We start from the raw sequence: 21,550 nt of genomic DNA, 5'->3' as shown, positions 1-21,550 counted from the left end.
TACTCACGGGTGCTCAGCGCTCGTAGCCCTTCCGCATGTCGTCGACGATGCGCGGGCGGTCGAGGGTCGAGGGCTCGAGCTCGCGACGGGGGCGGTCGCGCGGGAAGATCGCGGACGCGGCGAGGGTCGGCTCGTCGAGGAAGCGCAGTTCGGGGGCGTCGTGGGGCAGGCGCAGGGCCGGCGGTTCGGGTCCGCGCCGGGCAAGGACGTAACCCCAGTCCCCGAAGCTCGGCACCAGCACGTGGTACGGCGTGACGGCCAGACCCGCCGACGCGACGGTCGACGTGGTGCGCCAGTACGCGTCCGGCGTCGAATAGGGGCTTCCCGACTGCACCACCATCAGTCCGCCGGGGTTCAGTGCGGCGGCGGCGAGACCGTAGAACTCGGTGGAGTACAGGCGCCCGAGCGCCGGGGTGTCGGGGTCGGGGAGGTCCACGATGACGGCGTCGAATCCCGAGTCCGGTGCGTCGCGCAACCACCGGAACGCATCGTCGAGGACCACGTGCACGCGCGGGTTCTGCAGCGCTCCCTGGTTCAGCCCGGACAGCCGGGTGTTCGCGAGTTCGATGACCGCAGGATCGAGTTCCACCTGCACGATCTCCTCGACCCCGGACAGTCGCAGGACCTCTCGGGCGGCGAGGCCATCGCCCCCGCCGAGGATCAGTACCCGTTTCGGGTCGTCCGCCATCGCGGGGTACACCAGGGATTCGGTGTACCGATGTTCGTCGATGCTGGAGAACTGGAGGTCGCCGTCGAGGAAGAGCCGCACGTCTCCCTCACGCTCGGTGACGACGATCTCCTGGTACTGCGACCTCTCCGCGGCGACGACGGGATCGGTGTAGAGACGTTGCCGCGACGTGGTCTCGATGCCGTCGGCGCGCACCAGCAGTACCGCGATGCACGCGGCGGCGACGAGCAGCGCCACGACCGCGAGCAATCGGGTGCGCAGACTCAACTGCCACCGCAGCAGGATCAGCGCGACCACTGCGGCGGCGACGAGATTGATGATGCCGGTGATCGCGGCGCCGCGGATCATCCCGGCGATCGGCAGCAGGACGAACGGCCAGAGCAGGCCACCGACCAGGGCACCTGCGTAGTCGGCGGCGTTGAGGTTCGCCAGCACCTTTCCGGTGCTCTCGGCGTCGGTGTCGCTGCGGCCCGACTGCAGCAGCGTCATCAGCAACGGCACCTCGGCGCCCACCAGCACACCGATCAGCGCGGTGGCGAGTACCAGAACGATTGCGCTGGAACCGAAGAACGTGAACGTCACGTACAGGGTCACTGCACTGAACCCGCCGACGAGTCCGAGAACGATCTCGACGACCACGAACGACGCGGCCGCGGTGGAGAGGAGCGGCTTGGCGGCGAGGGCACCCACCCCGAGTGCGGCCACGAAACCCGCGACGATCAGCGACGTCTGGGTGATTCCGCCGCCGGTCAGACTGACCGACAGTGTCAGCAGCGCGAGTTCGTAGATCAGCCCGCACGCCGCACACGCGGCCACCGCGGCGAGCAGGAACGCCCTGGCCCGCCCGCCGAGCGCGCGGGTGGTGGAGGAATTCGGCTCTGCCGCTGTGGTGGTCACGAGATCAGGTGAGTGCGGCGGCGTTCACGAGGCCGATGGCGAAGAGGCTCGCACCGACCGCCCACGCGGCACCGCACATCTGCGGGTTCCCCACCAGACCGACGAGTTGCCCCGGCAGCAGCAGATTCATCAGGCGCAGCGCGATGACCTGCAGCAGCACCCCGAAGAGGCCGTAGACCGCGGAATCGGCCAGTCCCTGCGCGAATCCGTCGGAGCTGGTGAGGATCGCCGTGACCACGACGACGGCGAGGGCGAGGTGGTTCGACGCCAGCAGGATTGCCGCGTTGGGGTTCTTGTCGACGTACACCTGGTGCCGGAGATTGCCGGGGGTGGCGAGGTCGAGTACCGCGAAGCCGACTCCGAGGACGGCGATGCCGATGACGAAGTATGCCAGGGTGCCGAGCATGCCGACGGCGAGCAGTCCGACGTCGACCGTGCCGATTTCCGTTGCTGCCGCCGTGTAGGTGGTGTTCACGCGCTTCTCCCGAGTCGAGTGTTCTCTGTCATTTCGCGCTCCCGGATCCGCCGCTGCCGCTGGCGCCGCCCGCAGGCGAACCGGGGTTGAAACCGGGCCCCAGATAGGCGAACCCACCGCTCCGGTAGCGTCCGTCGATGTCTTCGACGCGGACGAGGCTCCCGCCACCCGGTCCGGCGCTGACCGTGACGATGTCGTCGTCGTAGCGCAGGTATTCGCTGCCGCCGTCCGCCTTCCGTGCTGCCGGTTCCTCCTCGGCGACGATGTTCGAGACGGTCGTCCCCACCGGGTCGTTCGACGTGTATGTCTTCGCGTCGCCTGCGGTGTTCTGCAGGGCGTACGCGTCGGCGATGTAGTCGCGGACACCGCCTCCGCACGCGGTCGCGGCAAAAACCAGGAGCAGCATCGGGGCGAGCCGCATGCGCGCACTGAACCGGGTCACGGCTGCCACCTGCTTCGAGTTTTCACGATCACCCCACCCTTGTCTCCTGGGTACAGATGCCAGGTCTGCCAGGCCCATCCGCCGGAATGTTCACGCGTCGCGGTGAGCGCGGTCAGTGCGGTGTGGTCGCCGGGGAACGTCCCGCAGATCCACCCGTCCACCTCGGTGGCCTGGCGCCGCAGCCAGTCGGCGGTCTGCTCGAGGTGGGTGCGGTCGACGGTGTCGGTGGTCGAGTCGAACCGGTATCCGCTCGCGCTGTCGGATACCGGCAGCGGCCTGCCGCCGGCCCGGATCGCATCGCACGACACCTGTTCGGTGATCCGGCTTCCCGCGGCGGACGCCGTCACCGCGTGCGACGCCCCGAGAACTGCGAGCGTCACCCGGTCGTCACCGTGCGTGATGGTGAGTTCGGCCAGCGGAAGCGGTGTTTCGGCGTTCACGACGAGACCGAGCGCCTCGGCCGTCACATCACGCGACTCGATGTCGAGGACGTGCAGCGTCACTGCGGCGGACCGGAATGGATCACGGTGAGTTCACCGCGCGTGACGGCGCGGCCCGTGGAGACCTCCCACGACTGCGTCCGCGCCCAGCGCTCGAAGGACAGCAGGCCGGTCTTGTCGGCCGTCTCGTAGTCGGCATAGTCGACGATGCCCTGGGGCGCCGTCCCGGTGGTGCCTTCCGCGGTGAACGAGGCGGTGCCGCGCTCGATCTGCCGGTGCACCCTGTCGTCGAGGATCACGTCACCGTCCGGTTCGAGCCCCGTGCCCTCGCGGCGCATCCACAGCGTCATGTCGAGGTTGCCCTCGTCGTTCTCGACGGTCAGCCACCGCTGACCGGTCGACCCGTCGAGGAGGTGTTCGTGCCAGATGTATCCCTCTTCGTCGAGGGTGATGGTGCCGCGCACGACGTGATCGATTCCGGCGTACGTGATGATGTCGCCGACTCCGATCTTGTACGGGTCGTAGACCTCCGGGTAGTCGGCAAGCGGATCGACCCGGGCAGCGGGAGTGGCGTTCTTCCCGGCCCGATTCCGCAGGATCAGCACGATGCCCACGATCACGACGACGATCAGCAGCAGTATCAGCAGCGTGGTCAACAGTCTCTCCTGGTCAGCGGCTCCGGCACGGGAGACCGGCGCCCGGCCCCCACCGGTCAGTCACCTTACTGTGCGCCGCGCGCCCACACACCTAGCGATTGCAGAGCCAGGTAGCAAAGGCTAGCCTAACCGAACGCGCGAGCGGTGGGGCGGAGCGCTGTCGTTCACCGAGATTCGCGCGGCATACGCCCAGACGTCGACAAGACCGACAGTGAGGAACCATATGGCTATCCCGCCTATTTCGACCTACACGATCCCGGAGATTCACGAGGTCCCCGAATCGAAGGTGTCCTGGCGCCTCGACCCCCGACGTTCCGCACTGCTGGTCCACGACATGCAGAACTACTTCATCGACGCGTACGACGTGCGGTCGGAGCCGATGTCGACTGCGATGGCGAACATGGTCCGGATCCGCGAACTGTGCTCGGAAGCCGGGATTCCCGTGATCTACACGATGCAGCCGGGCGACCAGCACCCGTCGCGCCGCGGCATCCTCGCCGACTTCTGGGGCCCTGGACTGACGTCGGGTCGCGATACCGAGGTCGTCGAGCCGCTCGTCCCCCGCGAGGGCGACATCCAGGTGACCAAATGGCGGTATTCGGCGTTCCAGCGCACCGACCTCCGGCAGCTGCTCGGCCACCACGGCCGCGACCAGCTGATCGTCACGGGCGTCTACACGCACATGGGCTGCATGCTGAGCGCCGCCGAGGCGTTCATGTCGGACGTGCAGCCGTTCCTGGTCTCCGACGCGACCGCGGATTTCAGCCGTGACGAGCACCTCATGGCCCTCACCTACGCGGCGAAGCGCTGCGGTTCGGTGACCACCACGGATGCGCTGGTCTCCGCGCTTTCGCCGCTCGAAGTCGGCTGAGCCGCCCCGAAGACCCCACTCCGGCGCAGCGCTTCGTTCCGAAGCCTGCGCCGGTGTCGGATCACCACAGCCCATGTGGTTAGGCTAACCTGACACGCTGAGTAGCTGAAAGCCCGAAAGCCCCAAGCCCGAAAGCCGAAAGCATCAGGAGTGCCTGTTAGATGTCCCTTTCGATATCGTCGCCGTCCACCCTGCAGACCGGGGAGGACACGGCCGACGTCTGCTTGACCGCCGCCCAGCGCGAGCTGTGGGCCGGGCACCATCTCGACCCCACCCGGTCGGCCTTCACCACGGCCGAATACGTCGAGGTCGCGGCGCCCGTCGACATCGAAGCTCTCGCCGCGGCGGTACGCACGGTGATCGTGGAGGCCGAGGTGCTCTCGGTCCGCTTCGAGGCCGAACCCGGTGACGATTCGGCCGATGTCGTCCAGGTGCACGATCGTCGCCACGCACCCGAGCTCGAACGTCTCGAACTCGACCGGGCGGCCGCTCTCGAGTGGATGCGCGCGGACGTGCGCCGACCGCTCGATTACGACACGGCTCCCCTGGTGCGCACGGCCCTGATCACGACCGAATCCGGTGCGCTCTGGTACCTCCGCGCCCCGCACGCGCTGCTCGACGCGTACGGGTATTCGCTGCTCACCCGCCGCGTGGCGGCGCTGTACGCGGCCCGGCTCGCGGGCACCGAACCCCGGGCGGCAAAGTTCCCACCATTGCGGGCGCACGTCGGGGCGGCACGGGATTTCGATGCCGCGGCCCCCGACAGCGGCGCCCCGCATGCCGCCGCACGTCCGGTCGGATTCAGTGACACGGTGCGCCGGCCCGTCCCCGACCCGCATCGCTGCACGCTCGCGATCGAGCCCGCGGTGGCGAAGACCCTGCGTGACGCGGCCACCGCGCAGGCAACGACGTGGGCCGAGGCGGTCTATGCGGCCGCGGCCGCCTACCTCGGCGCCCACACGGGAGCGGAAGAAGTCCGGCTCCGCGTGCCGGTTCTGGCCCGGCAGGGTATCGAGCTGACGTCGCCTGTGACGGCCACGAACATTGTGCCGCTCCGCATTCCGCTCGACGCACGACCGACGTTCGCCGACGTGATCGGCCGGGTGGCTGCCGCACTGTCCGAGACGCGACCGTTCCAGCGCGTCCGCGACGCCGGGAGCCGCGCCACCGGCGGGGCGGTGGTGAACGTCAAACCGTTCGCCGCCAGAATCGCTTTCGGTCCCACGTCCGGGGCGGTGCATCAGCTCGCCACCGGTCCGGTGGAGGATGTGGTGATCTCCGTCTCGGGCGCCGGGGACGAGCTCACGCTCGAATGGGCCGGGAATCCCGAGGTCTACACGGACGACGAGATCCGGGACCACGCACACCGATTCGCGCACTACCTCCGAAACATCTCCGTGGCAGCAGAACCCGTCTCCGTGGTGGACGTCTGCGCTCCCGACGAACTGCCCCTGTGGCGGTCCGCCGCCGGCCTCGACCGGGCCACCGGCACGGCAGTTGCGCTTCCGGACAGCATCGTCTCCGCCTTCCTCGCCCAGGCGCGCACCCACCCGGACCGCGTCGCGGTGAACGATCTTTCGTACCGGGAACTCTCGAATCGCAGCGCCGCCCTGGCCCGGCAGCTGAGGTCGGCGGGCGCGGGGCGCGGCACGGTCGTGGCCGTCAGCCTCCCCCGCGGCACCGACCTGATCGTCGCCATCCTCGCGATTCTCCGCAGCGGCGCGACCTACCTGCCGATCGATCCGTCCTCCCCGGCCGAACGCGCGCGGTTCATCGTGCGGGATGCGCAGCCGTCGCTGGGAATCGGATCCGCCGACCTGCTCGGCGACCTACCCCGGATCGAGGCGGACGCGGAACAGTCCGCCGGCGGTGAACTCGGAAACGAAGTGTGCGCGGACGACATCGCGTACATCATCTACACGTCCGGATCCACCGGTGTCCCCAAGGGCGTTCCGATTCCCCACCGTAACGTGATGCGACTGTTCGACGTGTCCCGCGAATGGTTCACGTTCACCGAGGACGACTGCTGGCCCCTGCTGCACTCGTACGCGTTCGACTTCTCCGTCTGGGAGATCTGGGGTGCGCTGCTGCACGGCGGCCGCCTCGTCACGGTCGACGAGGCCTCCCTGACGTCGCCGGCCGACCTCGCCGCACTTCTCGTCGACGAGGGCGTGACGGTGCTGAACCAGACGCCGTCCGCGTTCGGGCATCTCGTCGACGCTCTCGTCCGCGCGGACTCGTTCGACCGGCTACGACTGCGGTACGTCGTGTTCGGCGGTGAGGCTCTCGATCCCGCCGTCCTGCGATCCTGGTTCGCCGCGACCGGTCCGGATGCGGGAACCGAACTGGTCAACATGTACGGAATCACCGAGACCACCGTGCACGTCACCGCCACGCAGGCCACCGCCGCCGACGTCGTCGACATCGGCGTTCCCCTAGGCGACCTCCGCACGTACGTTCTCGGACCGGGGCTGCGCCCGGTGCCGCCGGGCGTGACCGGCGAGATCTACGTGTCCGGCCCCGGACTGTCCCCGGGCTACCTCGGGCGTCCCGGCCTGACGTCGGGACGGTTCGTCGCCGACCCGTTCGCCCCCGGCGGGACGCGCATGTACCGCACCGGCGACCTCGCACGGTACGACGCGACAGGCGCTCTCCACTACCACGGCCGGATCGACGACCAGATCCAATTGCGCGGTTACCGTGTCGAACTCGGCGAAATCAGCGCGGCGATGACTGCGGTGCCCGACGTGCAGGCAGCGGTGGCCACGGTGCACGAGCAGACCGACGGCGACCAGCGGATCGTCGGGTACGTCGTTCCCCGGCCCGGCAGCGAGCACGACGCCGTCGAGGAGGAGGTACGCGCGCACCTGGTCCGCTCCCTGCCCGGGTACATGACTCCGTCCGCACTGGTGGTGCTCGACCGATTGCCGTTGACCCACAACGGCAAGGTCGACAAGGATGCGCTGCCCGCCCCCCGTTGGCTCGGACAGGCCGGCGACACGCCGCGGACCGACACCGAAGCCCGGATCCTGCCGCTGTTCACCTCGGTGCTCGGCGCCGAGCAGGTCGGCGTCCACGACGACTTCTTCGCGCTCGGCGGAAACTCTCTGCTCGCCGCTGCTCTCGTGTCCGCGATCACCGCGGAACTGGGTGTGCCGCTGCGGGTTGCGACGGTCTTCGAGAATCCCACCGTGGCCGCCGTGGCCGCGCAACTGGAGGATGCCGGCGAGCGGGTGTCGGCGAGCAGGCCGTCCCCGCGGGATCTCCCCGAGGGCGCGCCGGTGCCGTTGTCGCCCGCGCAGGAACGCCTGTGGTTCCTCGACAGCGCGGCCGGCGGCGGAACGTACCTGCTGGCGCTGGCCGTCGATTTCGGGGAAGGCCTCGAGCCCGACGCCCTGTCCGCGGCGCTCGCGGACGTCGTGACCCGGCATCAGTCGTTGCGGACGGTGTTTCCCCTCGTCGATGCGGTGCCCCACCAGGTCGTGCGTCCCGCCGGAAACGCGAAGGTCCGGCTCGAACGTGTCGACAACGTCGGCAACATCGAGGGGCACATCGCGGCGATGACGACGGTGGGGCTGGGGCTCACCGACCAGCCGCCGCTGCGCGCGGTGCTGTACGAACCGCAGCACACCCTGGTCCTGTTGATGCACCACATCATCGGCGACGAATGGTCGCAGTCGAAGCTCCTCGACGATCTCGCCTTCGCGTACAACGCCCGCCGCGCCGGACGGGCACCGGAGTTCACGCCGCTGCCATTGCAGTACCCGGACGTCGCGGTGTGGCAACGCGAACGCATCGGCACCGGACCCGACGACGCGACCCCGCTGCTGACAGGCCAGCTCGACTACTGGCGTGAGCAACTCGCCGGTCTGCCGCTCGAGCTGGGCTGGCGCACCGACCGGCCGCGACCGGCCCTGCCCACCAACCGCGGCGCGAGCGTCCACCGCACGCTGTCGCCGTCGCTGCACGCGGCCGTCGAGTCGCTCGCCGCCGAGCGCCGAGCGAGCTTCTTCATGATCGTCCACACCGCGGTGGCCGTGCTGCTCGAAAGGCTCGGCGCCGGTGAGGACATCGCGCTCGGCGTCCCCGTCGCCGGTCGCAGTCACCCCGACCTCGACGCCATGGTGGGCTGCTTCATCAACACGGTGGTCCTGCGGACCGACGTGTCGGGCGACCCGACGTTCGACGAACTGCTGGACCGGGTCAGGGCCGTCGACCTCGACGCCGTCGACCACGCCGACGTGCCGTTCAACCGCATCGTCGAACTCGTCAATCCCCCACGGTCGTCGGCCCGCCACCCCCTGTTCCAGGTGATGCTCTCGCACTGGAAGCAGGACGGCGCCGCGGAGCGATTCGACGGGACGACCGCCTCCGTGCGGATGCTCGACGCGACATCCGCGAAATTCGATCTGGCGCTGCGCTTCCAGGAACGTCCGGACAGCGGCGGGGTCGACGTGACGTTCGAGTACTCCACCGAACTCTTCGATGCCGCGACCGTCGAATCCTTCGCGGACCGCCTCGGCGTGGTGATCGAGCGGCTCGTCGAGAACCACGAGCAGCGGATCGCCCGGCTCGACATCCTGACCCCGCGGGAGCGGGACCGGGTGCTCGGCGAATGGTCCCATGCGGAGCACTCCATCCCGGCGCGCACCTTCGACGAGTACTTCTCGGCGCAGGTGGCGGAGACACCCGGCGCCGAGGCCCTCGCCGTCGGCGCGGGCGTGCGGCCCGCGGTCTCCCTCACGTACCGGCAGCTCGACGAACGGGCGAACCGGATTGCCCACCTGTTGATCTCGCGTGGCGCCGGCCCCGGCGACGTGGTCGCGCTCGCACTCGACCGCTCCGCCGAGCTGATCGTCAGTGTTCTCGCCGTGCTGAAGAGCGGTGCCGCGTACCTGCCCGTCGACCCCACGTACCCGGCCGACCGGATCGCGCACATGCTCGCCGACGGCGCACCGGTCGCGATCCTCACCTCCTCCGTCGGTGTGCCCGACCGCACCCCGCTGGGCACCGCCGTGCCCATACTCGACCTGGACGATCCGGACCTGCAGGCGCTGCTCGCCGACCAACCGGTCACCACGCCCACGGACACCGACCGGAGCAGGCCGCTGCACCTCGACGACGCCGCGTATCTCATCTACACGTCCGGTTCGACGGGGGTGCCCAAGGGCGTCGTCGTCCCCCACCGGGGCATCGCGGATCTGTTGTCGTTGCAGTCCGACGTCATCGGGATGGACGAGAGCACTCGGGCGCTCCACTTCTCGTCCATCAGCTTCGACCTCGCGTTCTGGCAGATCATGTGGGGTGTGCTCTCCGGTGGAACGCTGGTGGTCGCGACGGACGCCGACCGTGTCCCCGGTGAGCCGCTCGCCCGCGTCATCAACGAACACGACGTGAACTTCGTTGGCGTGCCACCATCTTTCGCCGCCGCGTTCCCGCCGGAACATCCCATCCCGGACGGCGTCGACCTCATGCTCGGCGCCGAGAAGCTCACACCACAGCTGATCGAACGGTACGCACCGGGACGCCGGCTGTTCAACGCGTACGGACCCACCGAGTGCACGGTCAACGCCACCCTGGCCCTCGTCGAACCGGGACACGAAGGTCCCGTCCCCATCGGCGTCGTCGATCCGGGCAAGCACGCCTACGTCCTGGACCACGCGCTGCGGCCGGTGCCTCCGGGCGTGTCCGGCGAGCTGTATCTCGCGGGCGACAGCGTCACCCGGGGCTACCGCAACCAGAGCCCCAAGACGGCGGAACGTTTCATCGCCGACCCGTTCGCGGAGCCGGGCAGCCGCATGTACCGGACGTCGGATGTGGTGTGGTGGGGCCGCGACGGCCAGATCTACTTCACCGGCCGCGCCGACTCGCAGGTCAAGGTGCGCGGATTCCGCATCGAACTCAACGAGATCGAGGCCGTGCTGTCCGGTGACCCGGACGTCGAGCACATCGTCGTCGTGGTCCGCGAGGACCGCCCGGGCGATCAGCGGCTGGTCGCGTACGCCACGTCGGTGCCGGGCGGCCGGATCGACCCCGACCAGTTACACCGCCGTGCCGCCAGCAGGCTGCCCGACTACATGATCCCGGCCGCGTTCATCGCCGTCGACGAGTTCCCCACCCTCCCCAACGGGAAGCTCGACCAGTCGTCGCTTCCCGTTCCGCATCTGTCACTGCAGGTGTCCGAGCGGGGGCCGCGCACGGCGCGCGAAGAGGTGCTGTGCCAGTTGTTCGCCGAGGCTCTCGGTATCGAGCGAGTCGGCATCGACGACAGCTTCTTCGACCTCGGCGGCCACTCGCTGATGGCGGCCGGATTGATGAGCGCGATCTCGAAGCGGCTGTCCGTCACCGCGACGGTGGCCTCCCTGTTCGCGGCGCCGACGGTGGCCCAGCTGGCCGGCCGTCTCGACGACGATCACGACGCCGACGCGCTGGCCGTCCTGCTGCCGTTCCGCACCGAGGGGTCCCAGCCGCCGGTGTTCTGCTTCCACCCCGCAGGCGGAATCAGCTGGGGCTACTCGGGCCTGCTGCGGCACATCGACGACGACTACCCGCTGTACGGCGTGCAGGCCTCCAACCTGTCGACGTCCAAGCGGCCGCCGGAAACGCTCCAGGACATGGCCGCCGAATACATCGAGCACATGCGGACCGTGCAGCCGAAGGGCCCCTACCACCTCCTCGGATGGTCGCTGGGCGGTGTCGTCGCGCACGCCATCGCCGGTGCACTGCAGAACCAGGGGGAGGAAATCGGCATGCTCGTCATGCTCGACTCCTTCCCGTCGGACGCGTGGGCCTCGATGCCGACGGAGCAGGACGCGCTCGCCGCGCTGCTCTACATGGTCGGCTACGACCCGGAACCGCTCCTGGCGGATGGACTCGACCGGCAGCAGGTGATCGACATCCTGCGCGGCGAGGGCAGCGCGCTGGCCGGGATCAACGAGCACACACCGGCCGCGATGATCGACAACTTCGCGAACGCCGTGCGCCTCGAATCCGAACCCTCACAGATCGTCGTGGACTCCGACATGCTCTTCTTCACTGCGGCCAGGAATCCTGCGACCGCGGCGACGTACGACTTGTGGCGGCCCTACCTGACCGGCACCATCGTCAACCACGACCTCGACTGCGAGCACAAGGACATGACTCAGCCCCGTTGGATCGGCGAAGTCGGCTCCGTCGTGAACGAGGCTCTCGCCTCGTTCGGCTCGCGCATGAACCCCATCAACAAAGAACAGGGAGATCGATGAAAACGTCCGGAAGATACTGGCGTAGAGCCGGAATCGTGATGATGGCGGCAACCGCGCTGTTCGCGGGTGCCTGCAGCGAGTCGACTTCCGACTCGACCGACGCGGCGGGATCCGCCACCGGACAGGCCGACGCGCCGGCCTTCCCCGTGTCGATTCCGTCGGCGCTCGGCACCGCGGAGATCACGGAGGCCCCGGAACGTGTCGTCACGCTCGGCTGGGGCAGCGAGGACGCGGCACTGTCGCTCGGCGTCGTGCCCGTCGCCGTGCAGAACATGAAGTCGGACACGGGAACCGACGACGGCCTGCTGCCGTGGTCGCGGGCGAAGCTCGAAGAGCTCGATCCGAACGCGGAACCCACGTTGCTGACGGCGTCGAGCAAGGAGATGCCGTACGAGCAGATCGCGGCGCTCAACCCCGACGTGATCCTGGCCGTGCACTCGGGCGTGAACCAGGAGCAGTACGACAAGCTGTCGGCCATCGCCCCCACCGTGGCGTACCCGGAGCGTCGCTGGGCGACCAGCTGGGAAGACCAGATCACCACCGTCGGCAAGGCCCTCGGCCGCTCGGCACAGGCCGAGGCACTGGTGACCCAGACTCAGGACACCCTCGCGCAGGCGAAGTCGCAGCACCCCGAGTTCGCCGGGAAGACGGTGGCATTCGGTAGCGGCACCGAGCCGGGATCGTACAACTTCTACTTCGACACCGATCCTCGCCTGAAGATGCTGGCAAGCCTCGGTTTCACGGTCGACCCGCTTGCTCAGCAGTTGCGCGAGAGCAGTGACCAGACCAAGTTCGCGGCTCCCGTCAGCCTGGAACTGCTGCCGACGTACAACCCGGACGTGCTGCTCGCCTGGTACCTGTCGCCCGAGCTGCAGAACGAGGTTAAGTCGAACCCGCTGTTCGCCGGGATGAAGGCCGTGCGCGACAACGCCTACGTCGGCCTCACCGATCCGCCGCTGGTGTTCGCGTCGAGCTCACCGAACGTGCTCAGCATGCCGTGGCTGATGGACAAGCTGCTTCCGCAGCTGTCGCAGGCTGCGAACAACGCTCAGGCCAGCTAGTTCCCAGCCGACAGCGTCACTGTGCCGCTGCCGAGAGGTCGTCCTCCTCGGCAGCGGCACTGCTGTAGGTGCGCAACCCCTTCAAGGTCAGCGCGAGAACCGCGAGCACCACGATGCCGCCCGCCCCGTAGAGCAGGAACGCCTCACGCGGACCCACCGCGGCTCCGACGGCACCCGCGACGAGCGCTCCGGCAGCCGACCCCGTGGAGATCTGGGCGCCCCACACACCGGCGACGCGTCCGCGGTATTCCTCGGGCGTCTCGGTCTGGATGACCGCGTACCGGAGGATGTCACCGAGAACGCGGCCGAATCCGTGTGCGGCGAGCCCGAGGAACGTGACCGCGATCAGCGGGACGGCGCCGACGCCGATCAGCCCGGCCGACGCGATCATGGCCGCGAGGAACACGATCAGGCCACCGCGACGAGCAGTTCCCGTCCAGCCACTCGTGAGTGATCCGGTGAGGGCTCCGACCGCGGGGGCGCTGTAGAGCAGTCCGGTCGCCGCCGGGCCGGCGTGGAGGACCTGGCTGGCGTAGGCGGGCAGCAGCACGTTCCAGCCGGTCAGCATCATGGCGCAGAACCCGACCAGCAGCGTCCCGCCGACGACGGAGTCCTTGGCGGCGTAGGTGAAGCCGCTGGCGATCGACCGGAGCGGACTCTCGGTGTTCTTGACCGGCGGCGGCAGCGACGGCAGCCTGGCGATGCAGTACGCGGTGATTCCCGAGGACACCGCGGCCAGAACGTAGTTGGTGCCCACGGACGTTGCCGCGATGATCACACCACCGATGGCTGGTGACGCGACCGTGCCGAGGTCGGCCATCACGGTCATCAGGGCACCGGCGGCGGCCATCTTGTCCTTGGGGAGCAGCGACGGGATCACCGCCATCAGCGCGGTCGCGGAGATGCCGCCGGCGAGCCCCTCGATCACGCCGCACAGGTAGATGATCCACAACTGGGGTGTGGGGAGGAACGCGTTGACCGCGAGAATCGCGAAGGCCACACCCGCTGCGGCGCGGGCGAGCGAGATGACCGGCCTGCGGTCGTACCGGTCGGCGATCACGCCGCCGAACAGGGTGCCGATGAACACCGACGAGCCCACGACGATGCTGGCCGCGCCCACTGCCAGTGTGGAATTCGTCATGTCGTACACCTGCAGCGGCACCGCCACCAGCAGCAGACCCAGACCGAAGATGGAGATTGTGCGGGCAATGAAGATATATCGGAACTCGCGACTCGTCCGTAGAGGCGTCAAGTCGATTGCGTATCGCGATAATCCGGCCATTGTCATCCATTCACATTCGGTTGCAACAGCTCTCCGTTTCGCCGTTCGCGCGGAGAGCAACTATGCTTAGGCTTCACTAACCCAGCAACCTACCCCATGTCGTCGAATCGGCTCAACGGGCCGCGGTTCGACGACGCACCGGAGGATGACAGTGAGTTCCGCTCCCAGCACAGTTCCGACCCGCGACCGAATCCGCGCCGACGTAGCCGACGTGCTCGACGTCCCGGTCGCCGAGATCGACGATTCCGCGAACCTTCTCGACGAGGGAATGGACTCCGTGCGCGTGATGGCGCTGGTCGAACGATGGCGAGCGGACGGCGTGCAGGTGGATCTCGTGGACCTCGTCGGCGAGCCGACACTCGACGCCTGGTTCGAGGTCACGGCAGCGCGATGAACGGTTCCACCGCCTACTCTTGATCCGGCTGGTCGATCCCAGGGTCGGCCCGGACACGGGAGGATGCGAGGGGACATGGCTCACGAAACCAGCGGTGCAGGCAGGATGAGCGTGCTCCGGACACCACGGTTCTGGATCGCTCCCCTGCTCCTCGTCTCCGTCGTCATGTCCCTGCTCGCCGCGCTGTACATGGGGGGAATGCTCAATCCCCCCAAGCATCTCAACCACTTCCCCATCGCCCTCGTCAATCAGGACGAGGGCGACACCATGCCCAACTCCGATCCGCCGCAGCAGCAGAATTTCGGCGACCAGATCGCCGCAGGGCTCGTCGAGGGTGTCGATCCGAACAAGGTCGACCTCCGGCAGATCGGGATCGCGCAGGCCCAGTCCGCGCTGGACAACGGGGAAATCTACGGCGCGATCGTCATACCGAGCGACTTCACGAAGCGCACCTTCATCCTTGCCCAGGCGAGCGTGATCCCAGGGGACGTCGAACGTCCGGTGATCACGATCTACACGAACCCCCGCGCGGGCACGATCAGCGCGAACCTCGTCCAGAACATCGGTGAGATGGCATTGGACAAGGCCAATCAGACGATGGGCGAGCAGCTCACCACCCAGGTGACGCAGCAACTCCAGGCGACCGCCCCCGACCTCCAACTGTCGGGGGCCAGCCGGCTCGTACTCGACGACCCCATCGACGTGCGGGTCGTGGCCCACAACCCGCTGCCCGACGGCACCGGTTTCGGCCTGGCGGCGTTCTACTACGCGCTCCTGATCGTCCTGGCCGGTTTCACCGGTGCGACCATCGCGAGCACCCTCATCGACGGCATGCTCGGATTCACTCCGACCGAGGTCGGGCCGCTGTACCTGCACAACGAGGCGGTCCCGATCTCACGTTTCAACACCCTGCTGATCAAGTGGGCGGTGATGGTGCTGCTGGCGATGATCGTGTCGGGTCTGTACCTGTGGATCAGCTCCGCCCTGGGCCTGCCGATCACCGACCCGCTCGCCCTGTGGGAGTACGGCGCCTTCGCGATCGCCGCCGTCGGGATCACGGCGATGTCCGTGATGGCCGCATTCGGCAACCTGGGCCTGCTCATCAACCTGCTGGTGTTCGTCGTCCTGGCGTTGCCATCGTCGGGCGGCACGATCCCGCTCGAGGCGGCGCCGCGGCTGTACACCTGGCTCGGCGAGTTCGAACCGATGCACCAGATCTATATCGGGGTTCGCGCCATCATGTTCTTCGGCGCCGCGGGCGACGCAGGGCTCATCCACGCCGTGTGGATGACCCTCGCCGGCCTCGTCATCGGCCTCGTCTTCGGTGCCGTCATCACCCGGTTCTACGACCGCAAGGGTTTGCATCGCCGCCACAAGGCGCAGACCGAACCCGAACCGGTGGACGCAGCAGGGGCGTGAGTCACGCGGGCGTGGACGACCAGGCCGTGCCGAACTGTTCGTACCAGGGATGCGGGGCGGGCATCGCCGCCAGGATCCGTTCGACGAACCGATCGGGGTCGCCGAGTTCGGCGAGTCCGACTCCGCGGCGCTCGTAGTCGGCGAATTTGTCGTGCAGTCCGGCGATCACCTTGTCGGTCACCTTCTGCTCGAACTCTTCGATGGTTGCCATCGGATGCCCCTCCTTCCGGCGAGAAGCGTCTGCGTTTCAGTGTAGTGCCGACCTGCGGGTTTGCCCTCGTCCGGCGGCGGATTATCGACTGTCGGTGGCGCAGAGCAGACTGGGCCCGTGAGAGTGGTCCTGGTTCCCGACGCCGATGGTGGCGCGACGACCGTTCGCACCGATCCTGCGGGCGTTCCGGTCGAGTCACCCCGTCGCCATTCGGACGTCGTGGCGGCGGTCCGCGACATCGAGGTCACCGAACATCCCCGCTGGGTCTGGACGAGTACCGCGGCCGTCTACCCGGCGCTGATGCGGGCGGGGGTGCGGGTGCGGCGCTGCCAGGACCTCGCGCTCACCCAAGCCATCCTCAGCATGCGCGACGGTGTTCCCGCGCCACCGCCGGACGAACCCGTCGACGAACGCCCCGGCCTGTTCGAAACCACACCCACCACGGATCCGGCGCAGGTGGTGGCGGACTTCGCGGAACAGCGGAAGACGATCGGTGACGATGCACGGCTCGACCTGCTGGTGGCCGCCGAATCCGCGGGAGCGCTGGCCGCCGCAGAGATGAGTTTCGACGGGCTGCCGTTCTCCAGCCGTACCCATCGCACCTTCCTCGAGGCGGCGCTCGGGCCGCGGCCGGCCGGGTACGACCTCCCGCAGCGCATCCAGGACGTGACCGTGGAGATCGGGGCAGCATTCGGCCGTCGCATCAACCCGGCGTCCCACGTCGAGGTCGTCGACGCGTTTCGCCGTGAGGGCATCGAACTCGCGTCGACCCGCAAGCACCTGCTGCGCGAGGTCGATCACCCCGCGGTGCCGCCGCTCCTGCGCCACCGGGATCTGTCGAAGCTGTTCAGCACTAACGGATGGCAGTGGCTGGACAGTTGGGTCCGCGACGACCGTTTCCGGCCCGTGTACGTCCCCGGCGGCGTGGTGTCCGGCCGCTGGGCGAGCCGCGGCGGCGGCGCACTGCAGATTCCGAAACCGCTGCGGTCGAGCGTGATCGCCGACCCCGGTCACACGTTCGTCATCGCCGACGCCGGCCAACTCGAACCCCGCATCCTGGCCGCCATGTCGGGTGACGCCCGCATGGTGGCCGCCGCGGGCGCCGACGACCTGTACGCACCGGTCGCGGCGGAGACGTTCGACGGCGATCGGGGCAAGGCGAAGGTCGCGATCCTCGGTGTCCTGTACGGCGCCACCGCGGGTGAGGCCCGTTCCCTGCTCACCCTGCTGCGCACCCGCTTTCCCGTCGCCGTCGAATATGTGGAAAGGGCGGCCCGCGCCGGTGAACGCGGCGAGGTCGTGCACTCGTGGCTCGGCCGGGCGTGCCCGCCCCCGTCCCCCGATTTCTGGTCGCACGGCGACGCGCGTTCCCGCGGCCGATTCACCCGAAACTTCGTGGTGCAGGCCACGGCATCCGAGTGGGCACTGTGCGTTCTCGCGGACCTGCGGCGCCGGCTGGCCGACGACCCGGACAGCGAACTCGTCTTCTTCCAGCACGACGAGGTGATGGTGCATACCCGGGACCCCGAGTCGGCGACGCGGCACGTGCTGGGCGCGGTCGAGGTAGCCACCCGGTTGCTGTTCGGCGAGACGCGGGTGCGGTTCCCGATGGATGTGGCGGTGCGGGACTGCTACGCCGAAACGTCCGACGAGGCCTGACGCGCGCGGATTTCCGGTGTCGCCGGCGCTCTCGACATGGTGTACTGGGACGCACTGCTGGCGGGGGCGGCGAAGGAGAACCCATGACGAAGCTGGATTCGACGGACTCGAGCACCAGCGGCGAGACGCCGCGCAGATTCCGCTGGCCTGCGTTCACCATCGTGGCCATTGCGATCATCGCTTTCTTCGCGGGCGGATTCGGGGGTTCGTTCCAGGGAAAGCTCACCGAGGTCCAGAAGAACGACAACGCCGCCTACCTGTCGAGTTCCGCGGAATCAACGATCGTCACCAACGAATCGTCCAAGTTCCTCACGGTCGAAACCATCCCCGGTTTCGTGCTGTTCCACAGCGACGCTCCGCTCACCGAGCAGGACAAGGCTGCCGTCGCCCAGGCCCGTGAGGCCATCGCGGCGGTAGACGGCGTCGACGCCGAAGGGATGTCCCAGCCACAGTTCTCCGAGGACGGCACCACGGCGTCGGTCTTCGTTCCCCTCGTCGCAAAGGAGGACGGCACCGCGGTTGCCGGCGACGTGCTCGCCGTCACCGAGGAGAACGTCCTCACCGCAGCGAAGGACGCGGCGGCCGGGCTCGAGGTGCTTCCGGCCGGTCCCGGTGGGCTTCTGGTGGCGTTCATCGACGCGTTCGCCGGGCTCGACGGTGCACTGCTGGGCGCCGCTCTGCTCGTGGTCGTCCTGATCCTGCTGGTGGTGTACCGCTCCCCGGTGCTGTGGTTCTTCCCGCTCTTCTCGGCGCTACTCGCGCTCGGCCTGGCGTCGATGGTCATCTACTTCCTCGCCAAGGCGGAGGTGCTCACGCTCACCGGACAGAGTCAGGGCATCCTGTTCGTCCTCGTGATCGGTGCGGGCACCGACTATGCGCTGCTCCTGATCTCCCGATATCGGGAAGAATTGCACTTCTACCCCAGCCGGTTCGACGCCATGGTCAAGGCGTGGAAGGAATCCGCCCCCGCCATCACCGCGTCGGCGGTCACCGTCATCCTCGGCCTGCTGTGCCTGACGTTCTCCGAACTGAACTCCAACAAGAGCCTCGGGCCGGTCGCCGCGATCGGCATCGCGTGCACGTACCTCGTGATGATGACGTTCCTGCCCGTCGCACTGTCCGCGGCGGGACGGTGGGTGTTCTGGCCGCGGAAACCCAAGGTGGACGAGGCCGCGGACCTCACCACGCACGGTCTGTGGGGCAGGATCGCCGCCCAGGTCGGAAGCAAGGACCGCCCCCTCTGGATCGGTACGACAGTGCTGCTGGCCGTGCTGTTCCTCGTCGGCATCGGCAGTCTGAAGACGGACGGGCTGTCGTCGTCGGAGAACTTCACCAACCGACCCGACGCCGTCGTCGGTCAGGAGTTGTACGACTCCAAATTCGATCCGGGTGCAGGCGCGCCCGCCGTCATCGTTACCAATGCCGATCAGACGGATGCGGTCATCGCGGCGGTGAGCGGTGTGGACGGGGTGTCGACGGACCCCGGCGCCGTGTGCCCGCAGGTCGACGTCGAGAAGCTGTCCGCACTCGTCAAGTCGAACCCGGCCGCGGTGGCGTCGGCGGCCGGGCAGGGGTGTGCACCCGACTTCCTCACGGCCGCACCGATCGACGGGCAGATGGTCGTCAACGTGACACTCGCCGACTCGTACGATTCCCCGGAAGCCCTCGAAACGGTGAAACGCCTGCGCGACGCGGCGCACGCCGTGCCCGGTGCCGACGCGCTCGTCGGTGGCAGCACGGCAACCACTCTCGATGTGCAGACGGCGTCGGTGCACGACCGGAACCTGATCATCCCGATCGTTCTCGTCGTCATCTTCGTCGTGCTGGCCCTCTTGCTCCGCGCACTGCTCACGCCCATCATCCTCATCGCCACCGTGGTCCTGTCGTTCGCGGCGACCCTCGGGGTGTGCGGACTCTTCTTCACCCACGTCTTCCATTTCGCGAACGCAGATCCGGCGTTCCCGCTGTTCGCGTTCGTGTTCCTCGTGGCGCTCGGCATCGACTACAACATCTTCCTGATGACCCGGGTCCGCGAGGAAACCGAGGAACACGGCACAAAATCCGGTGTGCTGCGCGGATTGGCGGTGACCGGCGGTGTCATCACGTCGGCCGGTGTCGTGCTCGCCGCGACGTTCGCGGTGCTGGGCGTGCTTCCCCTGGTGTTCCTCGCCGAGGTCGGTTTCGCGGTCGCGTTCGGTGTGCTGCTCGACACGATCATCGTGCGCAGCATCCTCGTCCCGGCGCTCTCCCACGACATCGGCAAGAAGATCTGGTGGCCGTCGGCGCTGGCGAAGGCCAAGGACTAATACGCTTCGGCCGTCCACAGGTGGAACAGCGCGTAGGCCCGCCACGGTCGCCACGACTCGGCGAGTTCCGCTGCCTGCCTGCCGGTCCTGACCCCCAGCGCGCGTTTGAGGACGAGGTCGTCGGGGGTGAACGCGTCCGGGTCGGCCAGCACCCGCACCGTCAGATAGTCCGCCGTCCACGGACCGATGCCGGGGAGTGCAAGCAGACCGGCCCGGAACTCGGCCGGGTCGGTGTCCGCGCCGAGGCGCAGACCGTCGGACGCGGCCTCGGCCAGCGCGAGCACCGTCTTTGCCCGGGCGCCGGTGAGGCCGAGGGTCGAGCGCAACAGTTCGGGTGAGAGCGCCGCGAGCGTCTCCGGTTCGGGGAACGCGAAGAATCCGTCGTGCACCGGCCTGCCGTACGCGTGCACGAGTCGGCTGCCGAACGTCCGGGCCGCCGCCAGCGAAACCTGTTGTCCGAGAACGGTCAGAACCGCGGTTTCGAACCCGTCTACGCTCCCCAGGCGCCGCAGACCCGGCCGTAGTGCCACCAGCGGTGCCAGTTGAGGGTGACGGCTCAATGCGGCATCGATCGGCAGTGGATCCGCGTCGAGGTCGAGCCAGCGCCGGACCGCGGCGGTCAGCGCCTCGACATCCCCCGGATCCGCCGGTGTCAGGTGCGCCTCGACGTACCCGTCGGCGGGACGCACGACGACGGACACCAGCGCGGGCCCGCGCGGACCGTTCACCACCCGGGTGTGGGTTCCGTCGGGGTCGTGTCGCTCGAGCCCGGACACGGTGTGGGCGCGGAGCGCGCCCCACAACGGCGCATGGGTGAACGGACCCCGGTATGGCAGGTGCACTCTCATGTGTCCTCGAGTCCCGTCACCCGCAGCGTGATGTTCAGCCGGCCGGTCGTCAGTCCGCAGTCCGGATCGCTCGTGCCGGGAAACACTTTCGGCACTCCGTGATACGCGAAGCGCGACTCGCCGCCGAACACGAAGAGGTCGCCCGACAGCAACTCGACGTCGGTGTACGGCTTGGTGCGGGTGGTGGTGTTGCCGAAGCGGAACACACATGTGTCGCCGATGCTCAACGACACGACGGGCGCATCGGACCGCTCCTCCTTGTCCTGGTGCATGCCCATCTTCGCGGTGTCGTCGTAGAAGTTGATCAGCGCGGCATCGGGTGTGTACCCGTCGGCGGGCTGCCCGTAGGCCGCGCTCACCGCCCGCCTGCCGAGTTCGACCAGCCAGTCGGGCACCGGCGCGACACGGCCGCCGCCCGCGTCGTCGGCGGTACGCGAGTAGGCATACGGCTTCCAGTGCCAGCCGAGGCACACCGTCTGCACCGACATGCTGTGACCCGTCGGCAGTCGCGCTGCCCGCATCGGGACCGGTGCGGTGGCCCAGCGCCGGCATTCGACCACCAGGTGGCGTTGCTCGGCCGGCGTGAGCCAGTCGGGGACGTGGACAGCGCCGGGCGCCACCACGGTTCGGGGGCGGGGTATCAGGGCGGACATCACA

Annotated in this window: 16 protein-coding genes; 7 read left to right on the top strand and 9 right to left on the bottom strand. The window is 68.5% G+C overall.

Features of this window, described 5'->3' with window-relative positions; genetic code table 11:
• Positions 1 to 13: 13 nt before the first annotated feature.
• Genes DTA22_RS35810 through DTA22_RS35790 form a run of 5 tightly spaced genes read right to left on the bottom strand, consistent with a single transcriptional unit; the run spans position 14 to position 3,598 of the window.
• Positions 14 to 1,585: a polyamine aminopropyltransferase gene (locus DTA22_RS35810; protein WP_112302546.1), complete on the bottom strand. Its 1,572-nt coding sequence runs from the start codon at positions 1,583 to 1,585 to the stop codon at positions 14 to 16.
• A 4-nt stretch (positions 1,586 to 1,589) separates the two neighbouring features.
• Positions 1,590 to 2,060 (bottom strand): DUF350 domain-containing protein, encoded by a 471-nt coding sequence (locus DTA22_RS35805; RefSeq protein WP_037230847.1) that lies wholly within the window; start codon positions 2,058 to 2,060, stop codon positions 1,590 to 1,592.
• A gap of 28 nt (positions 2,061 to 2,088) precedes the next feature.
• Positions 2,089 to 2,511, bottom strand: a complete 423-nt coding sequence (locus tag DTA22_RS35800) for a DUF4247 domain-containing protein (protein ID WP_037230853.1) — start codon at positions 2,509 to 2,511, stop codon at positions 2,089 to 2,091.
• Complete coding sequence (locus tag DTA22_RS35795) at positions 2,499 to 3,005, bottom strand: DUF2617 family protein (protein WP_037230855.1); 507 nt, start codon at positions 3,003 to 3,005, stop codon at positions 2,499 to 2,501. The genes DTA22_RS35800 and DTA22_RS35795 overlap by 13 nt, the downstream gene beginning before the upstream one ends.
• A complete protein-coding gene (locus tag DTA22_RS35790) occupies positions 3,002 to 3,598 on the bottom strand; it encodes a DUF4178 domain-containing protein (protein WP_037230858.1) in 597 nt (198 codons plus the stop codon). Before DTA22_RS35790 ends, DTA22_RS35795 begins: the two co-directional genes overlap by 4 nt.
• A gap of 223 nt (positions 3,599 to 3,821) precedes the next feature.
• Between DTA22_RS35790 and DTA22_RS35785 the strand changes: the two genes are divergently transcribed.
• The 3 genes from DTA22_RS35785 (at position 3,822) to DTA22_RS35775 (ending at position 12,774) form a co-directional block, all read left to right on the top strand.
• A complete protein-coding gene (locus DTA22_RS35785) occupies positions 3,822 to 4,469 on the top strand; it encodes an isochorismatase family protein (protein WP_037230861.1) in 648 nt (215 codons plus the stop codon).
• A 161-nt stretch (positions 4,470 to 4,630) separates the two neighbouring features.
• Entirely contained in the window at positions 4,631 to 11,713 is a 7,083-nt protein-coding gene (locus DTA22_RS35780; protein ID WP_112302545.1) for an amino acid adenylation domain-containing protein, read from the top strand.
• Positions 11,710 to 12,774: an iron-siderophore ABC transporter substrate-binding protein gene (locus DTA22_RS35775; protein ID WP_112302544.1), complete on the top strand. Its 1,065-nt coding sequence runs from the start codon at positions 11,710 to 11,712 to the stop codon at positions 12,772 to 12,774. The genes DTA22_RS35780 and DTA22_RS35775 overlap by 4 nt, the downstream gene beginning before the upstream one ends.
• 16 nt (positions 12,775 to 12,790) lie before the next feature.
• Here DTA22_RS35775 and entS read toward each other — a convergent pair whose 3' ends face one another.
• Positions 12,791 to 14,056: an enterobactin transporter EntS gene (entS, locus tag DTA22_RS35770; protein ID WP_112302543.1), complete on the bottom strand. Its 1,266-nt coding sequence runs from the start codon at positions 14,054 to 14,056 to the stop codon at positions 12,791 to 12,793.
• A 145-nt stretch (positions 14,057 to 14,201) separates the two neighbouring features.
• Between entS and DTA22_RS35765 the strand changes: the two genes are divergently transcribed.
• Entirely contained in the window at positions 14,202 to 14,450 is a 249-nt protein-coding gene (locus tag DTA22_RS35765) for a phosphopantetheine-binding protein (RefSeq protein WP_037230874.1), read from the top strand.
• Positions 14,451 to 14,525: 75 nt separating this feature from the next.
• Entirely contained in the window at positions 14,526 to 15,869 is a 1,344-nt protein-coding gene (locus DTA22_RS35760) for a YhgE/Pip domain-containing protein (RefSeq protein ID WP_112302542.1), read from the top strand.
• Position 15,870: 1 nt separating this feature from the next.
• Here DTA22_RS35760 and DTA22_RS35755 read toward each other — a convergent pair whose 3' ends face one another.
• Complete coding sequence (locus DTA22_RS35755; protein WP_112302541.1) at positions 15,871 to 16,080, bottom strand: hypothetical protein; 210 nt, start codon at positions 16,078 to 16,080, stop codon at positions 15,871 to 15,873.
• A gap of 117 nt (positions 16,081 to 16,197) precedes the next feature.
• Here DTA22_RS35755 and DTA22_RS35750 point away from each other — a divergent pair, with 117 nt between their 5' ends.
• Together DTA22_RS35750 and DTA22_RS35745 are read left to right on the top strand one after the other, a co-directional pair.
• On the top strand, positions 16,198 to 17,739 hold the full coding sequence (locus DTA22_RS35750) for a bifunctional 3'-5' exonuclease/DNA polymerase (RefSeq protein ID WP_112302540.1): 1,542 nt from the start codon (positions 16,198 to 16,200) through the stop codon (positions 17,737 to 17,739).
• An 83-nt stretch (positions 17,740 to 17,822) separates the two neighbouring features.
• Positions 17,823 to 20,045: an MMPL family transporter gene (locus tag DTA22_RS35745; protein ID WP_112302539.1), complete on the top strand. Its 2,223-nt coding sequence runs from the start codon at positions 17,823 to 17,825 to the stop codon at positions 20,043 to 20,045.
• Here the strand turns inward: DTA22_RS35745 and DTA22_RS35740 are convergent.
• Both DTA22_RS35740 and DTA22_RS35735 read right to left on the bottom strand, forming a co-directional pair.
• Complete coding sequence (locus DTA22_RS35740; RefSeq protein WP_112302538.1) at positions 20,042 to 20,893, bottom strand: DNA-3-methyladenine glycosylase family protein; 852 nt, start codon at positions 20,891 to 20,893, stop codon at positions 20,042 to 20,044. The genes DTA22_RS35745 and DTA22_RS35740 overlap by 4 nt on opposite strands.
• Positions 20,890 to 21,546, bottom strand: a complete 657-nt coding sequence (locus DTA22_RS35735) for an alpha-ketoglutarate-dependent dioxygenase AlkB family protein (RefSeq protein ID WP_112302565.1) — start codon at positions 21,544 to 21,546, stop codon at positions 20,890 to 20,892. Before DTA22_RS35735 ends, DTA22_RS35740 begins: the two co-directional genes overlap by 4 nt.
• Positions 21,547 to 21,550: the final 4 nt, after the last annotated feature.

The sequence above is a fragment of the Rhodococcus wratislaviensis genome, assembly GCF_900455735.1.
Taxonomy (GTDB): domain Bacteria; phylum Actinomycetota; class Actinomycetes; order Mycobacteriales; family Mycobacteriaceae; genus Rhodococcus_F; species Rhodococcus_F wratislaviensis.
The sequence above is the reverse complement of the archived record's forward strand: the minus strand, read 5'-3'. Positions and strand labels throughout refer to the sequence as shown.